Below are 23967 nucleotides of genomic sequence, written 5' to 3'. Positions count from 1 at the left end.
AGCTGGACGCGTTCATCGCGATCATTGATCGGTGGCTTGACGAGGACCGGGCGGTCCCGCGCAAGCAGCGTCATACGGCCAAGCGCGTTTTTGATCGCCTTCGTGACGAACATGGGTTTACCGGCGGCTACACGATCATCAAGGACTACATGCGCGACCGGGCGCGGCGCGGCCAGGAGATGTTCGTGCCGCTGGCGCATCCGCCAGGCCATGCGCAGGCCGATTTCGGCGAGGCGACTGTGGTGATCGGCGGCGTGGAGCAGAAGGCGCACTTCTTCGTGCTCGATCTGCCGCACAGCGATGCGTGCTATGTTCACGCCTATCCTGCGGCGGTGGCCGAAGCGTGGGTGGACGGCCATATCCATGCCTTCGCCTTCTTCGGGGCTGTGCCGCAGTCGATCGTCTACGACAACGACCGCTGCCTGGTGGCGAAGATTCTGCCCGACGGCACGCGCAAGCGGGCGGCGCTGTTCAGCGGCTTTCTGTCCCACTACCTGATCCGGGACCGCTATGGCCGGCCCGGCAAGGGCAATGACAAGGGCAGCGTCGAAGGACTGGTCGGCTATGCGCGGCGCAACTTCATGGTGCCGATCCCGCGCTTTGCATCGTGGGACGCGTTCAACCTGTGGCTCGAGGAGCAGTGCCGCAAGCGCCAGGGTGACCGGCTGCGCGGCGAGAGCGAGACGATCGGCGAACGCTTGCTGCGCGATCTGGCGGCGATGCGCCCGCTGCCGGCATCGCCCTTCGAGGCCTGCGACCAGGCCAGCGGTCGGGTCACTTCGCAGGCGCTGGTGCGCTACAGAACCAACGACTACTCCGTTCCGGTCGCCTTCGGCCACCAGGACGTCTGGATCCGTGGCTATGTCGACGCGGTGGTGATCGGCTGCGGCGGGGAGATCATTGCCCGCCATCCGCGCAGCTATGCGCGCGAAGAGGTTGTCTTCGATCCGCTGCATTACCTGCCGCTGATCGAGCAGAAGATCAACGCGCTCGACCAGGCGGCCCCCTTGCAGGGCTGGGAACTGCCGGAGGCGTTCACGACACTGCGCCGTCTCATGGAGGCGCGGATGGGCAAACAGGGCCGGCGCGCCTATGTGCAGGTGCTGCGCCTGATGGAAAGCTTCGATCTGGCCGACCTGCACGCAGCCGTGAAGCAGGCGCTGCATCTGGGCGCCATCAGCTTCGATGCCGTGAAGCACCTCGTCCTGTGCCGGGCCGAGCGCAGGCCGCCCAGGCTGGACCTCGACATCTATCCCTATCTGCCCAGAGCCACTGTCGAGAAGACGTCGGCCAAGGCCTATATGCGCCTGCTGGACCGTGAGGAGGAACCGGCATGAGCAGCGATGCTCCCGAACTCCTGCTCGCTCATCACCTCAAGACCTTGAAGCTGCCGACCTTCCTGCGCGAGCACCAGAAGCTTGCCCGGCAATGCGCGGTCGAGGGCGTGGATCATGTTCGCTATCTTGCCAGGCTGGTCGAGCTGGAACTGATCGACCGGGAACGCAGGATGGTCGAGCGCCGCATCAAGGCTGCGAAGTTCCCGGCCGCCAAGAGCCTCGACAGCTTCGACTTCGCCGCCATCCCGAAGCTCAACAAGATGCTGGTGCTGGAACTGGCGCGCTGCGAATGGATCGAAAGGCGCGAGAACGTCATCGCGCTCGGGCCCAGCGGCACGGGCAAGACCCATGTTGCGATCGGTCTCGGGCTGGCGGCCTGCCAGAAGGGATTGTCCGTGGGCTTCACCACGGCCGCCGCGCTCGTCAGCGAGATGATGGAGGCGCGCGACGAACGCCGCTTACTGCGCTTCCAGAAGCAGATGGCCGGCTACAAGCTGCTCATCATCGACGAGTTGGGCTTTGTGCCGCTGTCAAAGACCGGAGCGGAGCTGCTGTTCGAACTGGTCTCCCAGCGTTACGAACGCGGATCGACGCTGATCACCAGCAATCTGCCCTTCGACGAATGGACCGAAACCTTCGGGTCCGAGCGCCTCACAGGCGCGCTCCTTGACCGCCTGACCCACCACGTCAGCATCCTCGAGATGAATGGCGACAGCTATCGCCTCGCGCAAAGCAGGGCCCGAAAAACCGACGCCGTCACCCCATAAGAACGCCGACGCCGCATTCGGGAAACTCTGGTCGGGCTACGCCCTCCCGACGTTCCCCGAATGCGCCGCCAAGTGGCCTACTTTTGCGCCGCCCAATGGCCTGGTTTTGCTCCGCCGTTGACACTTCGAAGTGCGCGCGGTCATTTTCGCGATGATCTGGTTTTTCATGCAGGTCATTCCCGGCTTTCTGTCGCTCGGCAGCGATCAGGCCACNGGCGGGATCGCCTGGTGGGCGCATATCGGCGGGTTTCTCGCCGGTTGGCTNGTAACGCCACTCCTGCGAAGGCGCGCCGATGCCTATCGCCACTATTATCGCGACGAGGGCATCTATGGCTTTCTGCCGGATGGCCGACGAGAAGGAGGACAAGGTCCATGGACATAATGCAGCTGTTCTGGCTGTTCTTCATCATATCCGCTCTGCAGCCTGTACTGCAGCGCAGGTATCTTGAGGCGATGCGCACACGCAAGATCGCCAACATCGAGAAGAAGCGCGGCAGTCGCGTCATTCTGCTGATCCATCGGCAGGAGACCATGAACCTGCTGGGTTTCCCCCTGATGCGCTACATCGACGTCAATGACTCGGAGGAAGTCCTGCGCGCGATCCAGATGACCGACGACGAAGTGCCGCTCGACATCGTGCTGCACACACCGGGCGGCCTTGTGCTGGCGGCAACACAGATTGCCCGCGCCATTCAGGGACACAAGGGCAAGGTCACAGTGTTCGTGCCACATTACGCGATGTCCGGTGGCACGCTGATCGCACTCGCTGCCGACGAGATCGTGATGTGCGAACACTCCGTGCTGGGACCCGTCGATCCGCAACTTGGCCAGTTGCCTGCTGCCTCGCTCATCAAGGTCGTCGAGGAGAAACCCATCGCCGAGATCGACGACCAGACCCTGATCATGGCCGATGTTGGTCGCAAGGCCATTGCGCAGATCGAGGCATTCGCGAAACGTCTGCTGTCCGACAAGATGGACGAGAACCGCGCGGCGTCCGTGGCGGCGAAGCTGGCGACGGGCACCTGGACCCACGACTATCCCATCTCTGCCGATGAGGCCCGCGACATGGGCCTGCCCGTTGGAACGGACATGTCCAAGGAAATACTGGAGCTGATGACGCTCTATCCGCAGCCGGTTCGTCGCCAGGGCGGTGGCGTGGAATACCTGCCCGAGCCGCGGCAGCGAGAAGCGCGCCGCGCCATGTCCACGCGCTGAATGCTTGCATCAGCCGGCCGCCAAGACCGGCTCGTCAACGAAAGGATACAGGATGCCCACGGTCGCTTGCCCGCAGTGCAATTCCACCAACAGGGTGCCGCAAGAGCGCCTGACCGACAATCCCAATTGCGGACGCTGCGGCGCGCCTCTCTTTCAAGGCAGGCCCGTCACGCTTACAGCGGCTAATTTTGACCGTCATGCGAATGCCGAACTGCCCTTGCTCGTCGATTTCTGGGCCGAGTGGTGCGGGCCATGCAAGATGATGGCGCCCCAATTCGAGGCGGCGGCGCAGTCGCTCGAACCAAATTTCCGCCTCGGCAAGCTCGATACGGAAGCCGAACAGAAGATCGCCGGCCGCCACGGGATCCGCGGCATTCCCACCATGATCCTGTTCAGTAGCGGGAAGGAAATTGCGAGAACGAGCGGAGCAATGCCTGCCGCGCAGATAGCGCAGTGGGCGCGCTCGCACGTCTAGAGTTTACAGGTATTGGCCTTACCTGCGCCATACCATCAGGAGAAGAACATGCATGGCGTGACCGGATTTGTCGAAAGTGCGGCCTTGTTGGTCTTTGCCGCGTTCGTGCTCGTGACGATATGTTCACGGATCGGCGTGCCCAGTATCGTCGGTTACATTCTTGCCGGCATAGTCATCGGACCTGCCGGCCTCGGCCTGATTGCGGAGAGCGCTGCCCTGAGCAGCATTGGCGAGATCGGAGTGGTACTCCTGCTGTTCGCTCTTGGCCTGGAATTCTCGTTCGAGAAGATCGTAACGCTCAGGAAGCATGTCTTCGGTCTTGGAGCCGTGCAGGTTGCAGTCACGACGATAACGGTGTCGTTGGTAGCGAGTCTGATCTTCGATCTCGCGCCCCTCCCCGCAATCCTCATCGGCGGGGCCGTTGCCATGTCATCCACGGCCATGTGCCTCAAGGTGCTCGCAAGCGCGAACGCTCTGGGATCGGCCCAAGGGCGTCTGGCCATTGCAGTGCTTCTGTTTCAAGACTTGGCAGCTGTCGCATTCCTGCTTCTGCACGATTCGATGAGTGGAGCCGCCGAGGGACATGGCGTGATAACGGTCGTCGCCAGTGCAATGGCATTGGTTGCAGCTCTGTTCATTGCCCGTGGCCCGTTGCAGGTGCTTGCCCGTTGGGTAGCGTCGCGTGGCGATCCGGAACTTGCCCAGCTCCTCGCGCTCCCCATTGCGCTCGGGTCTGCGATTGTCGCGGCCTCCGCCGGTCTTTCTCCGGCACTCGCTGCATTCGCGGCCGGCATGATTATCGGCGAGGGTGATGCGCGCCATGCTGTCGAGAACGAGATTCGGCCCTTCCGCGATTTGTTTGTCGGGATTTTCTTTGTCGGCATCGGAACGCAATTGCCACTTTGGATCATTCCATCTGTATGGCCTGTGGTGCTGATCTGGCTCGCGATCATATTCGCGGGCAAGACGCTGATCGTTTTGGTCGTCGCCCGACTGTTCGGCGAGTCGCTTCAGAGCTCATGGCGCACTGGGATCATCCTGGCCCACGGAGGAGAATTCAGCCTGATGCTGCTGTCGGTTTCCTCGACCTCAAGCATTGTTGCAGAGGAATTCGCTGGTCCTCTACTCCTCGCGATTGGCATGAGCATGCTGGCCGGGAGTGTCATGGTCAGATGGGCGGGGCTAAAGGTTTAGCGGGACCAAAACAACTAGACCCGGCTGAATGAGCGAACCGGTTGAATCTTGATGCAACGTTCTTACCTAAGCATTTTTCGATCACTCACCAGTCATAATCGGCAGCAGCGAGGTAGTGGAGACATAGACGAGAAAGATGGCGTCGATGCCGTGAGCAATAGTGTCCCAAAGCTCATTGACGAGCCGCGGCGCATGCTTCTTTATGGGAATGCTTTTAGCGTGGAGAAGGCTATTTCTACTGGATTTAAGTCGGAGTTGTAGTCCTGGAAAAGGTGCATTTGGAGGCCGGCCCGTTCGATGGCCCGGCGCACGGCGGTGCGCTTATGGCTGGACAGGTTGAGGGGGCGTCCACCCCATCAATCTGTCCAGCCATAAGGGTCCGCGGACTCGCCAGATGATCGAAACAGCGGGAGCGCCGTTGCTGTTTCTTCCGCCCTACAGCCCGGACTTCTCGAAGCTCAAGGCAATGCTCAGGAAGGCAGCCGAGCGCACCATCGACGGCCTGTGGGACAGGATCGGCAGCCTGATCCCAACCTTCACAGTGCAGGAATGTGCCAATTACATCGCCGCCGCCGGATACGATGCAGCATGAACGAATTCTGCTCTAAAAGCGGAACCTATCGAACGCCGGTCGTAGCAGGTTAGTCCGCTCCTCTAGCGGGCTGCGAAAGTGTGAGAAGGTCGAACGGAGAGTAAGGCGCCACGGTCAATAAGACGGGATCGGGAAAACCAGATCATGGATGCGCACCTCGAGCGCGCCAGATTGTATTGGCCCAATCCGCGAAATCCCCATACGGGCCCGCAGCGTGTGATAGCCGCAACAGAGGCCGGACACATGTCAGCACCCGACTACGCTCCGAACTCTTCGAAAAGATTCTTCTTGCATCAACGGGGGCGTCCAGACAGGTCCATGAGGATAGTTTCGCCGGGCCTGAGCGTCGGTCCCAGGACCTGTTCGACTTGGTCGGAAACGCACGACCGCGCATGGCGCCGTCGAGCAGCAAGGGTGCTGTCCTGCTGTCGGTTCGAAGAAAGGCCGATGCCGGCATTGCCGTTGGCGCGGAGGGTACCAACATAGCCACTTAATTGTCCGATGTCGTTCTTGTAGGGGCCTATGTCTTAGAACCGTCTTTCGGCATTTCCACATGGCCTGCACGCTGCTGCTCTTTCGGGTCGTAGTGGCGGGGTCTTCCTCCGTCGATCCTATTGTGGGAGTTGTGCACATGGCCTCGGCGGCATACTTCGTTTGGCAGGCGACTCATTATGCCAAGTGGTTGTCCTGATCGTAGAACGTCGATCGCATTCCATCGTATATAAAGACCATAAGCGCTTCTGTCGCATCGCTCGATTATCGTTCCGTTTGTCTCAAGCAGCGGAACGACGCCCATGACCCCCACCAAGCTCCTGATCGGCCAGATCGCCGTCGTCTTCGCCATCGTCATCCTCGGCGTGTGGGCGGCGACGCAGTGGTGCGCCGACATGTTGGGCTATCAGGCGCAGCTTGGCAGCCCCTGGTTCGTCCTGTTCGGCTGGCCGGTCTATCAGCCGTGGAAGCTGTTCGAGTGGTGGTATTTCTACGAGGCCTATGCGCCGGAGGTATTCGACAAGGCCGGGATGCTGGCGGCGGGCAGCGGCTTCATGGGCTGTGCGGCGGCGATTATCGGCTCACTGTGGCGCGCGCGGCAGAGCAGGCTCGTCACCACCTATGGCTCCTCGCGCTGGGCCTTGCCGCGCGAGATTCGCAAGGCCGGCCTGTTCCGTCCGGCAGGCGTGTTCCTCGGTAGGTTCGCCGACCAGTATCTTCGCCATGACGGACCGGAGCATGTCATGGCCTTCGCGCCGACGCGCTCGGGCAAGGGCGTCGGCCTCGTCGTCCCGACCCTTCTCACCTGGACCGGCTCGGCCGTCATCCACGACATCAAGGGCGAAAACTGGCAGTTGACCGCTGGCTGGCGCGCGAAATTTTCGCATTGCCTGCTATTCAACCCGACCGACCTGCGGTCGGCCCGCTACAATCCGCTGCTGGAGGTACGCAAGGGGCCGGACGAGGTGCGCGACGTCCAGAACATCGCCGATATCCTGGTCGATCCCGAGGGTGCGCTCGAGCGCCGGAACCATTGGGAAAAGACCAGTCACGCCTTGCTGGTCGGCGCCATCCTGCACGTGCTTTATGCCGAGGAGGAGAAGACGCTGGCGCGAGTCGCCACCTTCCTGTCCGATCCGCGCCGGTCCTTCGCGGCGACGCTGCGGCGGATGATGGCGACCAACCATCTCGGCACGCCGGAGAACCCGAGGGTCCATCCGGTCGTGGCTTCGGCCGCGCGTGAGGTGCTGAACAAGTCGGAGAACGAGCGCTCGGGTGTGCTCTCCACCGCCATGTCCTTCCTCGGACTCTATCGCGACCCGACCGTCGCGGCGACGACCTCGGCCTGCGACTGGCGCATCGCCGATCTCATGGATGCCGAACATCCGGTCTCGCTCTATCTCGTCATCCCGCCATCCGACATCTCTCGCACCAAGCCGTTGGTGCGACTGGTGTTGAACCAGATCGGGCGGCGGTTGACCGAGCGGCTGGAAGGAGACCCGAAGAAGACCCGCAGGCATCAGCTCATAATGATGCTCGACGAGTTTCCGGCGCTGGGACGGCTTGATTTCTTCGAAACGGCGCTGGCCTTCATGGCCGGGTATGGCATCCGTGCCTACCTCATTGCGCAGTCGCTCAATCAGATATCCAAGGCGTATGGCGAGAACAACGCCATCCTCGACAATTGCCATGTGCGCATCGCCTTTTCCTCCAACGACGAGCGGACGGCGAAACGCATCTCCGACGCTCTTGGCACGGCGACGGAACTCAGGGCGCAGCGCAACTATGCCGGCCACCGCCTAGCGCCGTGGCTGAGCCACGTTATGGTCAGCCGGCAGGAAACCGCGCGGCCGCTGCTGACGCCCGGCGAGGTGATGCAATTGCCGTCCGCGGATGAACTGGTGCTGGTTTCGGGCCTGCCGCCGATCCGGGCGAAGAAGCTCCGCTATTACGAAGATCGCAACTTCACGCAGCGTGTTCTGCCGGCCCCACAGCTTTCCGAAGGCGGCTACGAGGACAAACCGGCACCGCGCCCCGACGACTGGAGCGGCCAGGTGCGCGATACCGACGACCGCCTGATGCCTTCCGGCGAGGACGGTACGAGGCGCGGTTCCCTTTGTGAGGAAGGTGGGCTTCAGCAGCAGCGCCACCCGGGCTTGGCGGAAGAAGAGATTGCGAAGCCCGCCGAACCGGGGCAGCCGGATATTCCGGGACTCGATGTAGACGAGTCGGATGTCGTCGCCGACCAACGCGCCCTGGATCGGCTGTCGAAGCCGGCGCGCGTCTATGGCGTCAACGAAGCAATGGGGCCGGAGAAAGATATCCTCGAAGGATTCTGATCCCGCGCAAGCATCCGCATGTGATCGCATTCCGTCGTACATAAAGGCCGTAAGAGATTCCGGCCCATCCGGCGATCCTTGTCCTGACTTCTTCAAGACTGTCAGGGCAACACTGCATGAAGCCACGCCACAACATCTACATTGACGAGGAAACGAGCGCCGAGCTCGAAGCGCTGGCGGCCAAGCCCGGTGCCTCCAAGTCAGCCATCATCACTGACGCGATCCGCCATTACATCCGTCACCGCGGTGCCCATGCGCTCGATGAGGCGTTGAGGATCCGCCTCGATCGGCTGACGCGCGAGAACAACCTCATCCGGCGCGACATCGATGTCCTGACCGAGAGCCTCGCCTTTTTCGTGCGGCTCTATCTCACCTTCAACGCGCACACGCCGATCCCGGACAAGGCGACGCAGGCGGTCGCGCAGGAGCGTTACCAGAAATTCGTCGAGCAGGTGGGCCGTCAGATCGCCGGCGGCAAGCGCTCGCTCGGCCCCAGGGACGGGGAGGAAAACCCATGAGCACAACTGCCGAAGAACGCCGCCGCGCCATGCTGAAGACGGCGATGGGCCCGGCAATTGCCGAGGCCCTCTCCGATACCGCCGTGATCGAGGTGATGGTCAACCCCGACGGCAGGCTCTGGATCGACCGTCTCGGCGAGGGACGCAGCGATGCCGGCCTGCGTGTTCACCCCTCCGAAACCGAGCGGATCATCCGCCTGGTCGCTTCCCATGTCCGCGCCGAGGTGCATGCGGACAATCCAATTGTCAGCGCCGAGCTGCCATCGGGAGAGCGCTTCGAGGGCGTGCTGCCCCCGGTCGCATTGGCGCCGTGCTTCGCCATCCGCAAGCCCGCCGCGAAGATCTTCACCCTAGCCGACTACGTCCGTGCCCAGATCATGGTCCCGATCCAGGCCGAAGCCCTCAGGCAGGCGGTGCGGGAGCGGATAAACATCCTGGTCGCCGGCGGCACCTCCTCGGGCAAGACCACACTCGCCAATGCACTGCTGGCCGAGATCGCCAATCGCGACGAACGGGTCATCCTCATCGAGGATACGCGCGAGCTGCAATGCGCGGCGGCCGATTGCGTGGCGCTGCGCACGCGGCGGGGTGTCGTATCTCTGGCCGATCTCGTTCGCTCGACCCTGCGCCTGCGCCCCGACCGGATCATCGTCGGCGAGGTGCGGGGCGCCGAGGCGCTCGACATGCTCAAGGCCTGGAACACCGGCCATCCGGGTGGCATCGCCACCGTGCATGCCAATTCCGCCCATGCCGCTCTCTACCGCATCGAGCAATTGGTGCAGGAGAGCGTCACCGTCATCCCGCGCCGCCTGATCGCCGAGGCGATCGATCTCGTGGTGTTCATCGCCGGGCGCGGCTCATCCCGACACATCGAGACCATCGCCGAAGTCACCGGCCTCGACGCCAACGGCGATTACGCGGTGACCACGCTTTCCATGCCCCAACTGCAATCGCTCTCGTGAAAGGACATCTCATGCGCAAAAAGCTCCGATTTCTGTCGGCTACCGCCCTCACGTTTTTCATGGTTGCGCCGGCCTATGCGGCGGGCTCCGGCATGCCGTGGGAAGAACCGCTCCAGCGTATCCTGGAATCGGTTCAGGGGCCGGTGGCCAAGATCGTCGCGGTGATCATCATCATCGTAACCGGCCTGACACTCGCCTTCGGCGAGACCTCTGGCGGCTTCCGTCGGCTTATCCAGATCGTCTTCGGCCTGTCCATCGCCTTCGCGGCGTCGAGCTTCTTCCTCTCCTTCTTCTCCTTCGGCGGCGGAGCGCTCGTCTGATGGGTGACGACTGGTGCGACGAAGGAGCACGAAACGCCCCGGCGGGGCGTTTCGAAGGAGGAACGCCATGAGCCACAGCGAATGGCCGGCAGGCCGCCACATCGAGGGCTTCGAAATCCCCGTCCATCGCGCGCTGACCGAGCCGATCCTGCTCGGCGGCGCGCCGCGCGCCGTCGCCATCCTCAACGGCACGCTGGCGGCCGCCATCGGCCTCGGTCTCCAGCAGTGGATCGCCGGGCTCGGCCTGTTCGTCGCCGGGCATACGCTCAGCGTTTTTGCGGCCAGGCACGATCCGGACTTCCTGCCCGTGCTCGCCCGCCATCTGCGTCAACGGGGGTGGTGGCGATGCTGAGCTTGGCCGAATACCGTGGGCGAGCCGACCGGCTCGCCGATCTTCTGCCCTGGGCGGCGCTCCTCGCGCCCGGCATCGTCCTCAACAAGGACGGCAGTTTCCAGCGCAGCTTCCGCTTTCGCGGCCCCGATCTCGAAAGCGCGACGGAGGCCGAACTGGTCGGGCTCGGCGCACGGGCCAACAATGCGCTGAAGCGCCTTGGCTCCGGCTGGGCGCTGTTCTTCGAGGCGGAGCGGCTTGAGGCGCAGGATTATCCGCGGTCCAACTTCCCGGATGCGGCCTCATGGCTCGTCGATGAGGAACGCCGCGCGGCCTTTGAAGGTGAGTCAGATCAGTCATCGCCCCGGTGGAGCGATGACCCGGCGAACGGGCAGGGCCGGCATTTCGAAAGCCGCTATCACCTCACACTTCTCTACATGCCGCCGCCCGACGCGCAGGCGCGCACCGAGAATGCGCTGCTGGATTCCGACCGGAAGGGGGAAGGGGACGGCGGCGGCCGCAACTGGCGGCAGGAACTGGCCCGGTTCCGGGACGAGACCGAGCGGGTGCTGGATTTGCTCAGCGGCTTCCTGCCGGAGATCCGCGCGCTCGACGATGCCGAGACGCTGACCTTTCTGCACGGGGCGATTTCGACGAAGCGCCATCCCGTCGCCGTGCCCGAAACGCCGATGTATCTTGATGGCGTGCTGGTCGATACGCCCTTGACCGGCGGCCTGGAGCCGATGCTCGGCGACCGGCACTTGCGGACGCTGACGATCCTCGGCTTTCCGAACGCGACCCGCCCCGGCATCCTCGACGCACTGAACCATCAGGACTTTGCCTATCGCTGGGGCACGCGCTTCATCCCGCTCGATAAGATGGCGGCGACGAAGGTGCTCACCCGCCTGCGCCGGCAGTGGTTCGCCAAGCGCAAGTCGATCACAGCGATCCTGCGCGAGGTGCTGACCAACGAGCCTGCTGTACTGGTCGATAGCGACGCCGACAACAAGGCGCTCGATGCAGACGCCGCTTTGCAGGCGCTCGGCAGTGATCATGTCGGTTTCGGTTATCTGACGACGACCATCACCGTCTGGGACGAGGACCGGGATACCGCGGAGGAAAAGGTCCGCGCCGTCGAGCGCATCGTCAACGGCCTCGGCTTCACCTGCATTCGGGAAACGGTGAATGCCGTCGAAGCCTGGCTCGGTTCACTGCCGGGCCATGTCTACGCCAATGTCCGGCAGCCGCTCGTCCACACCCTGAACCTCGCCCATCTCATGCCGCTCTCGGCGGTGTGGGCCGGACCGGCGCGCAACGCCCATCTCGCCAAAGTCACTCAGACAGAATGTCCGCCGCTACTCCATGCGGAAACCAGCGGCTCCACACCGTTCCGCCTCTCCACCCATGTGGGCGATGTCGGCCACATGCTGATCGTCGGCCCGACCGGCGCAGGCAAGTCGGTGCTCTTGTCGCTGATCGCACTGCAATTCCGGCGCTATGCCGGCTCTCAGGTCACCATCTTCGACAAGGGCAATTCGGCGCGCGCAGCCGTGCTGGCCATGGGTGGGGAGCATCATGCGCTGGGTGCGGCCCCTGATGACATCACGAACGCGCTCGCCTTCCAGCCGCTCCGCGACATCGACGACCCGGCGACGCGAAGCTGGGCGGCTGAATGGATCGGCGCGCTGCTCGCTCATGAGCATGTCACCGTTACCCCGGAAGTGAAGGAGTCCGTCTGGTCGGCGCTGTGCAACCTCGCCACCGCGCCGGCCGAGGAGCGCACGCTCACCGGCCTGTCCGTCCTCGTCCAGGCGAACGCCCTCAAGGCCGCGCTCCAGCCCTATACGCTCGATGGCCCCTTCGGCCGGCTGCTCGACGCCGCCGAGGACCGGTTGGCGCTGTCCGAGGTTCAATGCTTCGAGACCGAGGAACTGATGCATGAGGCTGGCGTCGTCCTGCCGGTGCTGACCTACCTCTTCCACCGTCTGGAGGAGAGGTTCGACGGGCGGCCGACGCTGCTCATTCTCGACGAGGCCTGGGTCTATCTCGACAATCCGCTCTTCGCCGCCCGCATCCGCGAATGGCTGAAGGTCCTGCGCAAGAAGAACGTGTCGGTGATCTTCGCGACGCAGTCGCTGGCGGACGTGGCCGACAGCTCCATCGCGCCCGCCATCATCGAGAGCTGCCCGCAGCGCATTTTTCTTCCCAACGACCGGGCCATCGAGCCCCAGGCGCGCACGGCCTATGAGCGCTTCGGCCTCAACGATCGGCAGATCGAACTGATCGCGCAGGCAACGCCAAAACGGCACTACTACCTGCAATCGCGCCGCGGCAACCGGCTGTTCGAGCTGGGCCTCGGCCCCGTGGCACTGGCGCTCTGCGGCGCCTCCGATCCGTCCTCCCAGACCCTCATCGACACAATCCTGGCCGAGCACGGCAGGGAGGCCTTCGCCGTCGAGTTTCTGAGAGCCCGCGGCCTCGATTGGGCCGCCGACATCCTCGGCCCGTTCTCTCCCCAAATACAGGAGCCAACACCATGAAACGCACGTCTCTCGCGGCGCTCCTCGCCGCATCTCTTGCCATCGCTACGCCACAGGTGGGCCATGCCGCCTGGCCGGTCTTCGATGCCACCAACTACGGTCAGAATGTCCTGCAGGCGGCGCGTGCGCTGGAGCAGATCAACAACCAGATCCAGCAGCTCCAGAACCAGGCGGTCATGTTGCAGAACATGGCAAAGAACCTTCAGCGGCTGGATTTCTCCTCGCTCGGACAACTCCAGGGGGCGCTGAACCGTATCGACGGGCTGATGATGCAGGTCGACGGCCTCAGCTTCGACCTGACGCAGCTCGAAGGCCAGTGGCGGCAGCAATATCCAAGCTCGTACGATGCCACGGTCAGCACCAGCGATATCGCCACTGCCGCGCGCGAGCGCTGGCAGAGTGCCATGAACGCTTTCCGCCAAACCATGCGGGTGCAATCGCAGATCGTCGAGAACGTGCGCGTCGACGAAGGGCTACTCACCGATCTCGTCAATCGGAGCCATGGCGCCGTCGGGGCGCTGCAGGCGCAGCAGGCCGCGAATCAGCTCATTGCGCTTTCGGCCAAGCAGCAGATGCAGATCCAGACGCTGATGGCCGCCCATTACCGCGCCGAGGCAGAAGACGCCGCGCGCAAGGCGCAGGCGGAGGAAGCGGCGCGCGAGACAACGCGCAGGTTCCTCGGTTCCGGCTCCGCCTATTCTGGGAACTGACCGGCAGGGAGGCGACGCGCGATGAATGATCTCGGCATCATCGACCGGTTCATGGAGACCTTCAGCCGCTACATCGACAGCGGCTTCGGACTCTTGTCGGGTGACGTCGCCTTCCTCACCACCATCCTGATCGGCATCGACATCACGCTGGCAGGCCTGTTCTGGGCTCTGGGCGGCGAGGACAACATCATCGGGCGCCTGATCCGGAAGGTGCTCTATGTCGGCGTCTTCGCGCTGATCCTCAACAACTTCCAGAACCTTGCCGAGATCATCTACAGGTCCTTCTCCGGTCTCGGCATCCAGGCCGCGCCCGGCACGCTCGCCGCCGACGATCTGCTCAAACCTGGCAAGATCGCCGCCACCGGTTATGAGGCGGCGTATCCGCTCATCGATCAGGTCGGCAATCTCGTCGGCTTTCCGGAAATCTTCGGCAACGCACTCACCGTCTTCGTCCTGCTGCTGGCCTGGTTCCTGGTCCTCATCGCCTTCTTCATTCTGGCGATCCAGCTCTTCATCACCGTGCTCGAGTTCAAACTGACGACGCTCGCCGGTTTCGTCCTGGTGCCCTTCGCGCTCTGGAACAAGACGTCGTTCCTCGCCGAACGGGTTCTCGGCAACGTGATTTCCTCCGGCATCAAGGTGATGATGCTCGCCGTCATCGTCGGCATCGGCTCGACGCTGTTCGCTTCCTTCACCAACGGCCTTCAGGGTCAGGAACCGGACCTTGCCGCCGCCATGTCGCGGGTGCTGGGCGCTCTGGCGCTGCTCGGTCTCGGCATCTTCGGCCCCGGCATCGCTTCGGGTCTTGTATCCGGAGCACCGCAGCTCGGCGCCGGCGCCGCCCTCGGCGCAACTGGTGCTGCGGTGGGCGCGACCATGCTCGCCGGTGGCGCGGCGCTTGCCGGGGCGCGCATGGCCGCTGGCGGCGGTCTAGCCGCCATCCGCGCGGGCACGGCGATGGGGTCTGCCGCTTCTTCCGCCTACCAACTGGGACAGGCGACCTCCGGGACGTCGGGCATGGCAGGCGCCGCGGCCGGTGTTGGTGGCATGGCGCGCGCTGCCGGCGGAGCCGCCACAAACGCCGCGCGCCAAGTCGCGGGTCGCGCCTCTTCCTCTCTGAAAGAAAGCGCCGATGCCGGACGCCGTGGCGCCTGGACGGCCACCGGCGGCACGCCGACCGCCTCCATGTCGGAGGCAAGCGCCGCATCGGCGGGCATCCCCTCCAGTTCCCCGCCGGATTGGGCGAACCGCCTGCGCTCCGAACAGGCGGCGCGTGCGCATCGGCAGACCGCCACCCAAGCCATCAAGGACGGTGACCGGCCCGGCAACGGCGCCAATCCCTCCCTCAATGACAAGGACGACTGACCCATGTTCTTCCGACGACCGATTCAACGATACGGCACGACGCCGGAGCCCGTCACTCCCTATCAGAGGGCCGCCCAGCTCTGGGACGAGCGCATCGGCGCGTCCCGTATCCAGGCAAGAAACTGGCGGGTCATGGCCTTCGGCTGCCTGGCGCTTTCCGTCGGTCTTTCCGGCGGCTTGCTCTGGCAGTCGCTGCAAAGCCGCGTCGCGCCCTATGTGGTCGAGGTCGACAAGTTCGGCGAGGCGCGCGCCGTCGCGCCGGCAATCCAGAACTACCAGCCGGCCGACGCCCAGATCGCCTGGCACCTCGCCCGCTTCATCACGAACGTCCGTTCGGTGTCCACCGATCCGGTGCTGGTGCGCCAGAACTGGCTGTCCGCCTACGATTTCGCCACCGACCGCGCCGCGCTGTTCCTGAACGAGCACGCCAAGAAGAATGATCCCTTCAGCGCGATCGGCACCCGCAGCGTCTCGGTGCAGGTCACGAGCGTTGTGCGGGCCTCCGACGCCTCTTTCCAGGTCAAGTGGACCGAGCAGGTCTTCGAGCGCGGCAGCCTCGCCCGAACCGAACGCTGGACCGCGATCCTGACGGTCGTGATCCAGACCCCGCGCACCGCCGAGCAGCTTCGCAAGAACCCCCTAGGCGTCTTCGTCAACGCCATCGACTGGTCGCGCGAGCTCGACGCCGCCGCGCCTTCATTGTCCAAGGAGTCCGTAGAATGAGAAGTCTGTTCGTCATATCCGTTTCGGCGCTGGCCTTGTCCGCCTGCGCCACAAAGCCTTTGCCGCCGGCGATCAGCTACGACCCCGACGACTTCAAGCCGGCCGTCATCGACCAGGAACCGGCCAAGCCGGTGGAGATCGTCGAGGTGCCGAAGGTGCTGCCGCTGCCCGGCCAGCTTCAGCCAGAATCCGGCGAGGTGACCGAGGACAAACGTCCGCCGACCCAACGGGTCGAGGACGCCAATAAAGCGGCGACGCAGGAGCCGACGAAATACGGCTATGTCAACGCCATCCAGGTCTACCCCTATACGGAAGGGGCGCTCTATCGCCTCTATGCCGCCCCGGAGCGGGTGAGCGACATCGCCTTGCAGCCCGGCGAGAAGCTGACCTCGGTGTCCGCCGGCGACACCGTGCGCTGGGTCATCGGCGATACGGTGAGCGGCACGGGCGACAGCGAGCGCACCCATGTGCTGGTCAAGCCCTTCGCGCCGGGGCTCAAGACCAATCTCGTCATCACCACCGACCGCCGCGCCTATCACCTCCAGCTCGAAAGCACCGAGAAGACCGCCATGGCGGCGGTTTCCTGGACCTATCCTTCCGATCAGCTTCTCGCCCTGCGCCGACAGAACGCGGCGGCACAAGCGGCGCTGCCGGTCGCCTCGAATGTGGCGTTGGACAACATCCGCTTCCGCTATGCCATCACCGGCGATAACCCACCCTGGAAGCCGCTGCGCGCCTTCGACGACGGCCACAAGGTCTATATCGAGTTCCCCCGCCGTATCGATCAGGGCGAGGCGCCACCGCTCTTCGTGGTGGGCGCCGACGGCGCCAACCAGCTCGTCAACTACCGCATGCGCGGCAACTACTACATCGTCGATCGCCTGTTCGCCGCTGCCGAGCTGCGCCTCGGCACCAAGCCGCAGCAGGTGGTGCGGATTTCCCGGACCGACGGAACGCCACGGCGCACCGCGCTGTTCCCGCGCACGGGCCGGTAGGGGGAGGGGCTATGACGGATACCGCACCCACGCCGCAACCCGCCGGCTCGTCCAAGCGCGATCCCGGTAAGCTGGACCTGCGGGCCGCGCCCCGCCGTGCCGTGCGTTTCAGGCGCGGCCTTGTCATCGGCGCGGCCGCGCTCGGCTCCGGTGCCATCCTCGGCGTGACCATGATGGCGCTGCAAGGCCCGGCCCTGCGCATTCAGGAACAGGCCGAGGAGCTCTACAACACCGAGCGCAAACCGACCCCGGATGGCCTTGCCGCGCTGCCCGGCGATTACAGCCAGGTCAAGCCGGCAACGCCGGAGCTCGGGCCGCCGCTGCCGGGCGATCTCGGGCGGCCGATCCTCGAACGCCAACGCCAGCTCGGCATCGCACCGGGAGCGACGGAGTTGTCCGCGGAGGAGCAGCGCCTCGCCCAGCAGGCCATCCAAGCGAAGGAGGCCGGCGTATTCTTCCGTATCGAGAACCGGCCGCGGCAGGACACGCCGGCAGTGACGGGCCAGTCCCAGCAAATGGCAGCAACGGAAACCGTTTCGCCCGATGCCAACCGGCTGGCGCTCGACCCCGAGCGCGACCAGAACAACCAGCAGCGCAAGCTCGACTTCCTGAGTCAGCGCGACGCCGGCGGTATTTATAACCCACACGCCCTGCAGACGCCGGTCTCGCCCTATCAGGTGATTGCCGGCAGTGTGATCGCCGCGAGCCTGATCACCGGGATCAATTCCGACCTGCCGGGCCTCGTCGTCGCCCAGGTCACCGAGAACGTCTACGACACGGTGACCGGCAGCACGTTGCTCATCCCGCAGGGCTCTCGCCTTATCGGCACCTATGACAGCGTGATTGCCTTCGGCCAGTCCCGCGCGCTGCTTGTCTGGCAGCGCATCATCCTGCCCGACGGCTCCTCCATCGAGATCGACAATGTGCCAGCCACCGACACGGCCGGCTATGCCGGGCTCGAGGACGAGGTCGACTACCACACCTGGCCGCTCATCAAGGGCATCGCGCTCGCCACCCTGCTCGGCGTGGGCACGGAACTGAGCCTGGGTAGCGACGAGAGCGATCTGGTCCGGGCCATCCGCGAGTCCACCCAACAGAACGTCAACCGGGCCGGCCAGCGCATCACCGAGAAGAACCTGAACATCCAGCCGACCATCACCGTCCGTCCCGGCTGGCCGCTCAGGGTCATCGTCCACAGGGATCTCGTATTGCGCCGCTACCAGGGCTGAAAGGATCGATCATGGCCAATCTGAAACTCGGAAAACTGCCCGACCGCACGCCGGCGAAGATCACCATCACGGTGGGCGCTGACCTCAACCAGGCGCTCCGGGATTATGCGACCCTCTATCGCGCCACCTACGGCGAGGCCGAATCCGTCACCGAGCTCATTCCCTTCATGCTGGAGGCCTTCCTCGACAGCGACCGCGCCTTTGCCAAGGCGCGCAAGGAGGGGTTGCCGGATACGGACACCGACAAACCAGCCCGCCGCACCCGCTCACTCCGCGCGGGCGATACCGCAGCGGCGTCGCCCGCTGTTTCATCCACATCGCAATTCCAGGAGTGACCCATGCAAATCGGCGCCTTCACTTTGTCCAATGACGGCGGCTGGACCGGCTCCATCCGCACCCTCACCATCGACGCCAAGGTCCGGCTCGTCCCCAATGACGACCGGACCCATGACAACGCCCCGGCATTCCGCGTCCTCGTTGGCAACGCCCGCATCGGTGACGCCTGGGATGCCCGGACAACGGGCGATCACCCGAAATACTATCTCCGCGTCCGTCTCGACGACCCGAGCCTTCCCGAGCCCTTCACCGCCGCCCTGTTCCCCTCCGAGGAGGGGAACAGGGCGCTGCTCGTCTGGAACAGGCGGCGGGAGGGATGAGCCGCCCTGATTTGCTCGATCCCGAAATCGTTCGCAAAAGACTTCGGACGACGATGGCTTTTGCCCATGAATTCGGAAGTCGCGCTCTTCGCGGTCGTGTGGATGTCTCCGAAGGCAGGGCGAGCCTCCCTGCAGGGGAGATTGTTACGAATCCTCGGACCATAAGCGCATGTGCCGAGGATTCGTATCATCGTGCCTGGTGGTGCCGGGCTCTCGAAAGGGGTGCGTCCGTGGTCGTTCCCGCCGGTGCGCCCGTCCCGCTCGGCAATGGCATATGACATTTTGAAGTTTCCATTTCTTGATGGTTATAGACCATCAAAAAGAGATATACAGGAAATGAGAGTTGCAAATATTTTCAAAATATGCGAATTTGATGGTTATGAGCCATCAAAGAACGCCAAGGCTGAAACCCTTTCTGGAGCGGGTTCCCCCCGGGTTCCTCGTCGATGCGGCATGGCTGAAGCGCTTTGGCATCGATCCCAAGTCCATCCACGACTATGCCGAGCGGGGTTGGCTGGAGCGGGTGGTGCGCGGGGTCTACCGTCGCCCGCTGCCCCATACCGATCAGGCAGGGCACCCGGTTGTCCGACCGGAGACCGACTGGCAGCTCCCGCTGCTGTCGATCCAATGGATCATGGAACATGACGTCCATCTGGGTGGTTTGAGCGCGCTCGGCTTCCATGGCCTCGCCCACTATATGCCGCTTGGCGGCGGGGAGCGTGTCTATCTCTATGGCGAAGTTCCTTCCTGGCTGGCCCGCCTTCCAGGCAAGACACAGTTCGTCGTTCGCTCGCGTGCCCTGTTCGGTGACGACCTTACCGGCGTCGAGAATGCCGAGCACCAATTCGAGAGCGCGCATGGGGCGGGGGCGGGACACGGCCCGACCGTGAGCCCCTGGCGCTGGCCGCTCAAGGTTTCGTCTCCCGAGCGCGCCATCCTCGAAGCGCTCGACGAACTGCCAGCCCACGCGACCTTCGACAATCTGGACATGATCTTTCAGGGTCTGACGAACCTGCGCCCCAAGCGCCTCATGACCCTGCTGCGCGCTTGCCGAAGCATCAAGGTCAAGCTCCTGTTTTTCGTGTTCGCCGACCGGCATGCCCATGCCTGGGTGAAGCATCTGGACAAGAGCGTCATCGATTTTGGTTCCGGCCCGCGCGCGCTGGTGAAGGGCGGAAAACTGCACCCGGTCTACCGGATCTATGTGCCCGAGGCGCTTCTGCCTGCTGACATGGATGAGGATGCGAGCCATGCGTGAACGCTATGTCGAGCAGGTCCGCTTGCTGATGCGCCTCCTGCCGGCCATTGCGGCCGAGGAGGTCTTTGCGCTCAAAGGCGGCTCGGCCATCAATCTCTTCTACCGGGACATGCCGCGCCTGTCGGTCGATATCGATCTGACCTACGTGCCGATCGAGGATCGCGCCGTTTCTCTCCAGCAAATCGATGCCACGCTCGACCGGATCATGGACTCATTCGGCCGCAGCAACAGGGATGTGCGGCTCCAGCGCATCGCCGGCGGCGGAAACCTGGAAACCCGCATCATGGCCTCGCGCGGTGCGGCGAGTGTGAAGATCGAGACCTCGCCTGTCATGCGCGGAACGGTGCTGTCGCCGGTGCCGATGAGGGTTTCGGACGCGGTGGAGGAGGCCTTTGGGTTCGCCGAGATGCCGGTGCTCGCCTTCGAGGATCTCTTTGCCGGCAAGCTGCATGCCGCCCTCGACCGCCAGCACCCGCGCGATCTCTACGATGTCCACCTGCTCTATGAGAATGAGGGGCTGACGGACGAATTGTTCCGGGTCTTTCTGGTCTATGTCTGCGCGTCCGGCCGTCCGCCGCACGAACTGCTGGCGCCGCCGGCTATCCCGATAGAAGAACTGCACACGGAGGAATTCGTTGGGATGACGCGGGAAGAGATCGCGCTGTCCGATCTCGAAACGGCACGGACACGCCTGATCGCGGATATCCGAAGCCGCTTGACTGGCAAGACAGAGGCGTTCCTGCTGTCGCTTCACGACGCCGAACCGGATTTCGCCCTCATCGACCTGCCCCAAGCCGAACGGCTTCCCGCCGTTCAATGGAAGCTTCTCAACCTGCGCAGGCTCAAGGCGGATAATCCGGCCAAACACGCCGAGCAAGGAGAAATGTTAAAGGCGCTGTTTGCCTAAAGGGGGTGTGGGAGAAGTACAGGGTATATAACGGCCATAAGAACTCGGCCGCTTTTGCGCGATCCTTATCCGGTATGCACCAATACTGGAAAGGCTCGGCTCATGAAGGAGAAGGAGGACCTGGCGGCCGCGGTCATCCCGCCCCCGGCGAACGATAACGGCCCCGAGCATGGGGCGGCGCAAGAAGCGGAGCGGCACCTGGATACCATCGCGCGGGCCATCGGCCGCCATATCGCCCGCGAACACATCGGGGCCTGGGAGCAGGAGCGGCGGAAGCGGGCGGCCAACGACAACCGGCCAAAGGAAGAGGGGCGGGAACCGGACGGGTGAAATCCGCCCTTGAGAGAAAGGAAAGTCTCATGACCCGCGTTGCGCTATATGCCCGCTATTCCTCGGACAATCAGAGCCTTTCCTCCATCGAGGACCAGTTCCGCATTTGCCGGGACCAGGCGGCGCGGGAGAAGTGGAAGGTGGTGGGCGCTTTCAAGGACGCCGCCATTTCGGGTGCGAGCGTGACCCTGCGGCCGGGCATCCAGGCGCTCTTGCAGGACGCGCAGGCGGGCAAGTTCGAGGTCGTGCTGGCGGAAGCGCTGGACCGCATCAGCCGCGACCAGGCCGATGTCGCCATCCTCTACAAGCATTTCAAATTCGCCGGCGTGACGCTCGTAACCCTCGCCGAGGGCGAGATCTCCGAGCTGCATGTCGGTCTCAAGGGCACCATGAACGCGCTGTTCCTGAAAGACCTTGCCGCCAAGACCCATCGCGGTCTGCGCGGCCGCGTCGAGAAGGGAAAGGCGGGAGGCGGGCTCTGCTACGGCTACGACGTCGTGAAACGTCTCAACGGTGATGGCGAGCAGGTGCGCGGCGAGCGCAAGATCAACGAGGCCGAGGCCGAGATCGTCCGCCGCATCTTTCGCGAATTCGCCGCCGGCAAGAGCCCTAAGGCTATCGCCGCCGATCTCAACCGCGACGGTATTCCCGGTCCCAATGGCAAGGCTTGGGGAGACACCACCATTCGCGGCCATGTCTGCCGGGGCACCGGCATCGTCAACAACGAGCTCTATGCCGGAGTGCTGGTCTGGAATCGGCTCCGCTACATCAAGAACCCGGCGACGGGAAAGCGCGTCTCGCGGGTCAATCCGGAGTCCGAATGGATCAGGACCGAGGTGCCGGACCTGCGCATCTTGGATGAAGACCTTTGGCAGGCGGCGCGGCGGCGGCAGGAGGAGATCTCGAAGCAGTTCGAGAATGTCACCAAAGGCGTGCGCGCCTATCGTGCCAAACACGTCAACGAGCTGCGCCGTCCGGCCTTTCTGTTCTCGGGCCTACTCAAATGCGGCTGCTGCGGCGGCAATTACGGCATCATCACCCGTGACCGGTATGGCTGCCTCAATCGCTATCGCCGGGGGACCTGCGACAACGGCCATACCATCCGTCGCGATGACATCGAGCAGCGTATTCTCTCCGGCCTTACCGAACGGCTGGTTTCGGCCGACCGGGTCGCCAAGGCCGTGCGTGCCTATGCCGAAGCGCTCAACAGTCAGAACCGTGAACGCCGAGCACAGGTAGAGTTTGACCGCAAGGCGCTGGAGAAGATCGAACGCGGCATCGCCGGCATGATGGCGGCGATCGAGGACGGCATGTATCAGCCGGCCATGAAGGATCGGATGGAGGAACTGGAACGCCAGAAGGCGGACGTCCTGGCGCGCATGGAACAGGCGCCCGAGGACATTCCGGACATTCACCCCAACATCGCCGAAATCTACAAGGCCAAGGTGACGCAGTTGAGCGAGGCTCTGGCCGATCCCGAACTGCACGATCAGGCTGCCGAGGCGTTCCGCGCGCTGGTGGACGAAGTGGTGCTTGAGCCCGGCGACAAGCGCGGAGAGGTCAATGCCACCTTACGCGGCGAGGTGATGAACATCCTCGACATCGTTTCCGGGCGCAAAACCCGAAACTGGCCCCAAGTTATAACAAAAGACGTTGCGGGCCCCCGCAACCAACGATGTCAGCACCTCCGGTGCTGCGGAACCAGCCGCCCCTTGTGGGCGGCTTTTTTCGTTTTGCTGGCTAAGGTTGCTGCGTGTCCCTGCCCCCAACGATAGCAGCACCCGTTCATCTTCCGGATGGGCAGGTGTTCTGCGTCCGGCGGCCAGCGTCAGTATCCCGGCCAAGTCGCCCTCCAGCCACAGGTCGGCTTCGTCACCTTTCCCCGGCGAGACGACGATCCGACCAACGAGGGCCCGGATATCGTCACTCGCTTCAAGCCGGGTCTGTTCATCCTGAAGCGCTTCAAAGAGACCGGTAACCCGACTGCGGTATTCCAGCGCCATATTCGGATGGAGCAGCGCCGGCGGTTCTTCGGCGTGTTCAAGATCGCGGATCAGTTCGGCTTTGCGCGCCTCAAGAATCGGCATCTTTTCTTTCATCGACGGCGAGTAGAAACCATCCATTACGGCCTGCACCATCTTCTCTATCTGGCTCTCGACCTTCGTCATTTCGGCACGTTTCGCGATGATGTCGCTTGATGCTTCCATCCGCAGTCGGTTGATCTCCCGTGTGTACTCTTCGCAGAACTCCTTGAAGAGATCCGGCGTCATCAAATTTTCCCGAAGCGCGCTCAGAACACGGCTCTCAAGCTCCTCGCGCCCTATGCGCGTGCGGTTGCCGCATGTGCCTTTGTTCTTCACTGTCGAACAGCCGAACGAGTCGCGATAAACGAGCGAATAGCCGCCACCACATTCCGCGCATTTGATCAAGCCAGAGAATAGATAACGCTTGCGCCGCGTGGCTGTCAGGCCATTGCTTTCGTCACTGACATACCTCTTTCGGATCGCTCCCTGTCGGGCTTTGACTTCCGCCCACAGTTCATCATCAAGAATGCGCAGTTCGGGCACATCCTGTGTGATCCACTCCTCTTGCGGATTGGCGCGGGCGACGCGTTTAGAGTCCGTCCGAGAAGTTATCTATGATTTCCGGCTCCTTGCGATTCTCCGCATCATGATCCGGATCATGGCGAGGCGGAGGAATGCCAAAGCCATC

General features: G+C 63.6%; 23 protein-coding genes and 2 pseudogenes. 24 read left to right on the top strand and 1 reads right to left on the bottom strand.

The window, feature by feature from the left end; all coding sequences use genetic code 11:
* The 24 genes and pseudogenes from istA to CMO28_RS29815 form a co-directional block, all read left to right on the top strand.
* On the top strand, window positions 1-1337 hold a 1337-nt coding region (gene istA / locus CMO28_RS00125), incomplete at its 5' end, for an IS21 family transposase (RefSeq protein ID WP_296707847.1).
* Window positions 1334-2104 carry an IS21-like element helper ATPase IstB gene (istB, locus tag CMO28_RS00120; RefSeq protein WP_296707843.1) on the top strand — a complete coding sequence of 257 codons (771 nt, stop codon included), beginning with the start codon at window positions 1334-1336 and terminating at the stop codon, window positions 2102-2104. The genes istA and istB, both read left to right, overlap by 4 nt.
* 151 nt (window positions 2105-2255) lie before the next feature.
* A complete protein-coding gene (locus CMO28_RS00115; RefSeq protein ID WP_296707850.1) occupies window positions 2256-2486 on the top strand; it encodes a rhomboid family intramembrane serine protease in 231 nt (76 codons plus the stop codon).
* Window positions 2477-3319 carry an SDH family Clp fold serine proteinase gene (locus CMO28_RS00110; RefSeq protein ID WP_086466673.1) on the top strand — a complete coding sequence of 281 codons (843 nt, stop codon included), beginning with the start codon at window positions 2477-2479 and terminating at the stop codon, window positions 3317-3319. The genes CMO28_RS00115 and CMO28_RS00110 overlap by 10 nt, the downstream gene beginning before the upstream one ends.
* 52 nt (window positions 3320-3371) lie before the next feature.
* Window positions 3372-3794 carry a thioredoxin TrxC gene (trxC, locus tag CMO28_RS00105; RefSeq protein WP_041375351.1) on the top strand — a complete coding sequence of 141 codons (423 nt, stop codon included), beginning with the start codon at window positions 3372-3374 and terminating at the stop codon, window positions 3792-3794.
* A gap of 48 nt (window positions 3795-3842) precedes the next feature.
* Window positions 3843-4988, top strand: a complete 1146-nt coding sequence (locus tag CMO28_RS00100; RefSeq protein ID WP_296707834.1) for a cation:proton antiporter — start codon at window positions 3843-3845, stop codon at window positions 4986-4988.
* 358 nt (window positions 4989-5346) lie between these two features.
* A pseudogene (locus CMO28_RS00095) lies at window positions 5347-5580 on the top strand (transposase); the annotation flags it as partial.
* A gap of 794 nt (window positions 5581-6374) precedes the next feature.
* Window positions 6375-8411, top strand: a complete 2037-nt coding sequence (locus CMO28_RS00090) for a conjugal transfer protein TraG (protein ID WP_142849556.1) — start codon at window positions 6375-6377, stop codon at window positions 8409-8411.
* A gap of 116 nt (window positions 8412-8527) precedes the next feature.
* A complete protein-coding gene (locus CMO28_RS00085; RefSeq protein ID WP_142849557.1) occupies window positions 8528-8929 on the top strand; it encodes a CopG family transcriptional regulator in 402 nt (133 codons plus the stop codon).
* Window positions 8926-9891, top strand: a complete 966-nt coding sequence (gene trbB / locus CMO28_RS00080; RefSeq protein WP_296707824.1) for a P-type conjugative transfer ATPase TrbB — start codon at window positions 8926-8928, stop codon at window positions 9889-9891. The genes CMO28_RS00085 and trbB overlap by 4 nt, the downstream gene beginning before the upstream one ends.
* An 11-nt stretch (window positions 9892-9902) precedes the next feature.
* Entirely contained in the window at window positions 9903-10211 is a 309-nt protein-coding gene (locus CMO28_RS00075) for a TrbC/VirB2 family protein (RefSeq protein WP_142849559.1), read from the top strand.
* Window positions 10212-10278: 67 nt separating this feature from the next.
* Window positions 10279-10563: a VirB3 family type IV secretion system protein gene (locus tag CMO28_RS00070; RefSeq protein ID WP_296707821.1), complete on the top strand. Its 285-nt coding sequence runs from the start codon at window positions 10279-10281 to the stop codon at window positions 10561-10563.
* On the top strand, window positions 10557-13082 hold the full coding sequence (trbE, locus tag CMO28_RS00065) for a conjugal transfer protein TrbE (protein WP_296707819.1): 2526 nt from the start codon (window positions 10557-10559) through the stop codon (window positions 13080-13082). Before CMO28_RS00070 ends, trbE begins: the two co-directional genes overlap by 7 nt.
* Complete coding sequence (gene trbJ, locus CMO28_RS00060; RefSeq protein WP_142849562.1) at window positions 13079-13792, top strand: P-type conjugative transfer protein TrbJ; 714 nt, start codon at window positions 13079-13081, stop codon at window positions 13790-13792. Before trbE ends, trbJ begins: the two co-directional genes overlap by 4 nt.
* 21 nt (window positions 13793-13813) lie before the next feature.
* The gene (gene trbL / locus CMO28_RS00055; RefSeq protein ID WP_296707812.1) at window positions 13814-15157 is read left to right on the top strand and encodes a P-type conjugative transfer protein TrbL; all 1344 of its coding nucleotides are present in this window, start codon (window positions 13814-13816) and stop codon (window positions 15155-15157) included.
* 3 nt (window positions 15158-15160) lie between these two features.
* Window positions 15161-15880 (top strand): conjugal transfer protein TrbF, encoded by a 720-nt coding sequence (trbF, locus tag CMO28_RS00050; protein WP_296707809.1) that lies wholly within the window; start codon window positions 15161-15163, stop codon window positions 15878-15880.
* Window positions 15877-16875 (top strand): P-type conjugative transfer protein TrbG, encoded by a 999-nt coding sequence (gene trbG, locus CMO28_RS00045; protein ID WP_296707807.1) that lies wholly within the window; start codon window positions 15877-15879, stop codon window positions 16873-16875. Before trbF ends, trbG begins: the two co-directional genes overlap by 4 nt.
* An 11-nt stretch (window positions 16876-16886) precedes the next feature.
* Window positions 16887-18104, top strand: coding sequence for a TrbI/VirB10 family protein (locus tag CMO28_RS00040; RefSeq protein ID WP_296707804.1), 1218 nt, complete (start codon window positions 16887-16889; stop codon window positions 18102-18104).
* Between the two features lie 11 nt (window positions 18105-18115).
* Window positions 18116-18439: a DUF2274 domain-containing protein gene (locus CMO28_RS00035; RefSeq protein ID WP_199257944.1), complete on the top strand. Its 324-nt coding sequence runs from the start codon at window positions 18116-18118 to the stop codon at window positions 18437-18439.
* A 3-nt stretch (window positions 18440-18442) separates the two neighbouring features.
* Complete coding sequence (locus CMO28_RS00030) at window positions 18443-18760, top strand: DUF736 domain-containing protein (RefSeq protein ID WP_296707798.1); 318 nt, start codon at window positions 18443-18445, stop codon at window positions 18758-18760.
* Between the two features lie 373 nt (window positions 18761-19133).
* Window positions 19134-20018 carry a type IV toxin-antitoxin system AbiEi family antitoxin domain-containing protein gene (locus tag CMO28_RS00025; protein ID WP_296707795.1) on the top strand — a complete coding sequence of 295 codons (885 nt, stop codon included), beginning with the start codon at window positions 19134-19136 and terminating at the stop codon, window positions 20016-20018.
* Entirely contained in the window at window positions 20011-20925 is a 915-nt protein-coding gene (locus CMO28_RS00020; RefSeq protein WP_296707792.1) for a nucleotidyl transferase AbiEii/AbiGii toxin family protein, read from the top strand. The genes CMO28_RS00025 and CMO28_RS00020 overlap by 8 nt, the downstream gene beginning before the upstream one ends.
* A 102-nt stretch (window positions 20926-21027) precedes the next feature.
* Window positions 21028-21255 (top strand): hypothetical protein, encoded by a 228-nt coding sequence (locus CMO28_RS00015; RefSeq protein WP_296707789.1) that lies wholly within the window; start codon window positions 21028-21030, stop codon window positions 21253-21255.
* Window positions 21256-21284: 29 nt separating this feature from the next.
* Entirely contained in the window at window positions 21285-23030 is a 1746-nt protein-coding gene (locus tag CMO28_RS29815; RefSeq protein WP_296707786.1) for a recombinase family protein, read from the top strand.
* A 516-nt stretch (window positions 23031-23546) separates the two neighbouring features.
* On the opposite strand, the pseudogene CMO28_RS29810 reads toward CMO28_RS29815, so the two are convergent.
* A pseudogene (locus CMO28_RS29810) lies at window positions 23547-23822 on the bottom strand (recombinase zinc beta ribbon domain-containing protein); the annotation flags it as partial.
* Window positions 23823-23967 lie beyond the last annotated feature (145 nt).

Source organism: Tistrella sp., from assembly GCF_002684955.1.
Lineage (GTDB): Bacteria > Pseudomonadota > Alphaproteobacteria > Tistrellales > Tistrellaceae > Tistrella > Tistrella mobilis.
The sequence above is the reverse complement of the archived record's forward strand: the minus strand, read 5'-3'. Positions and strand labels throughout refer to the sequence as shown.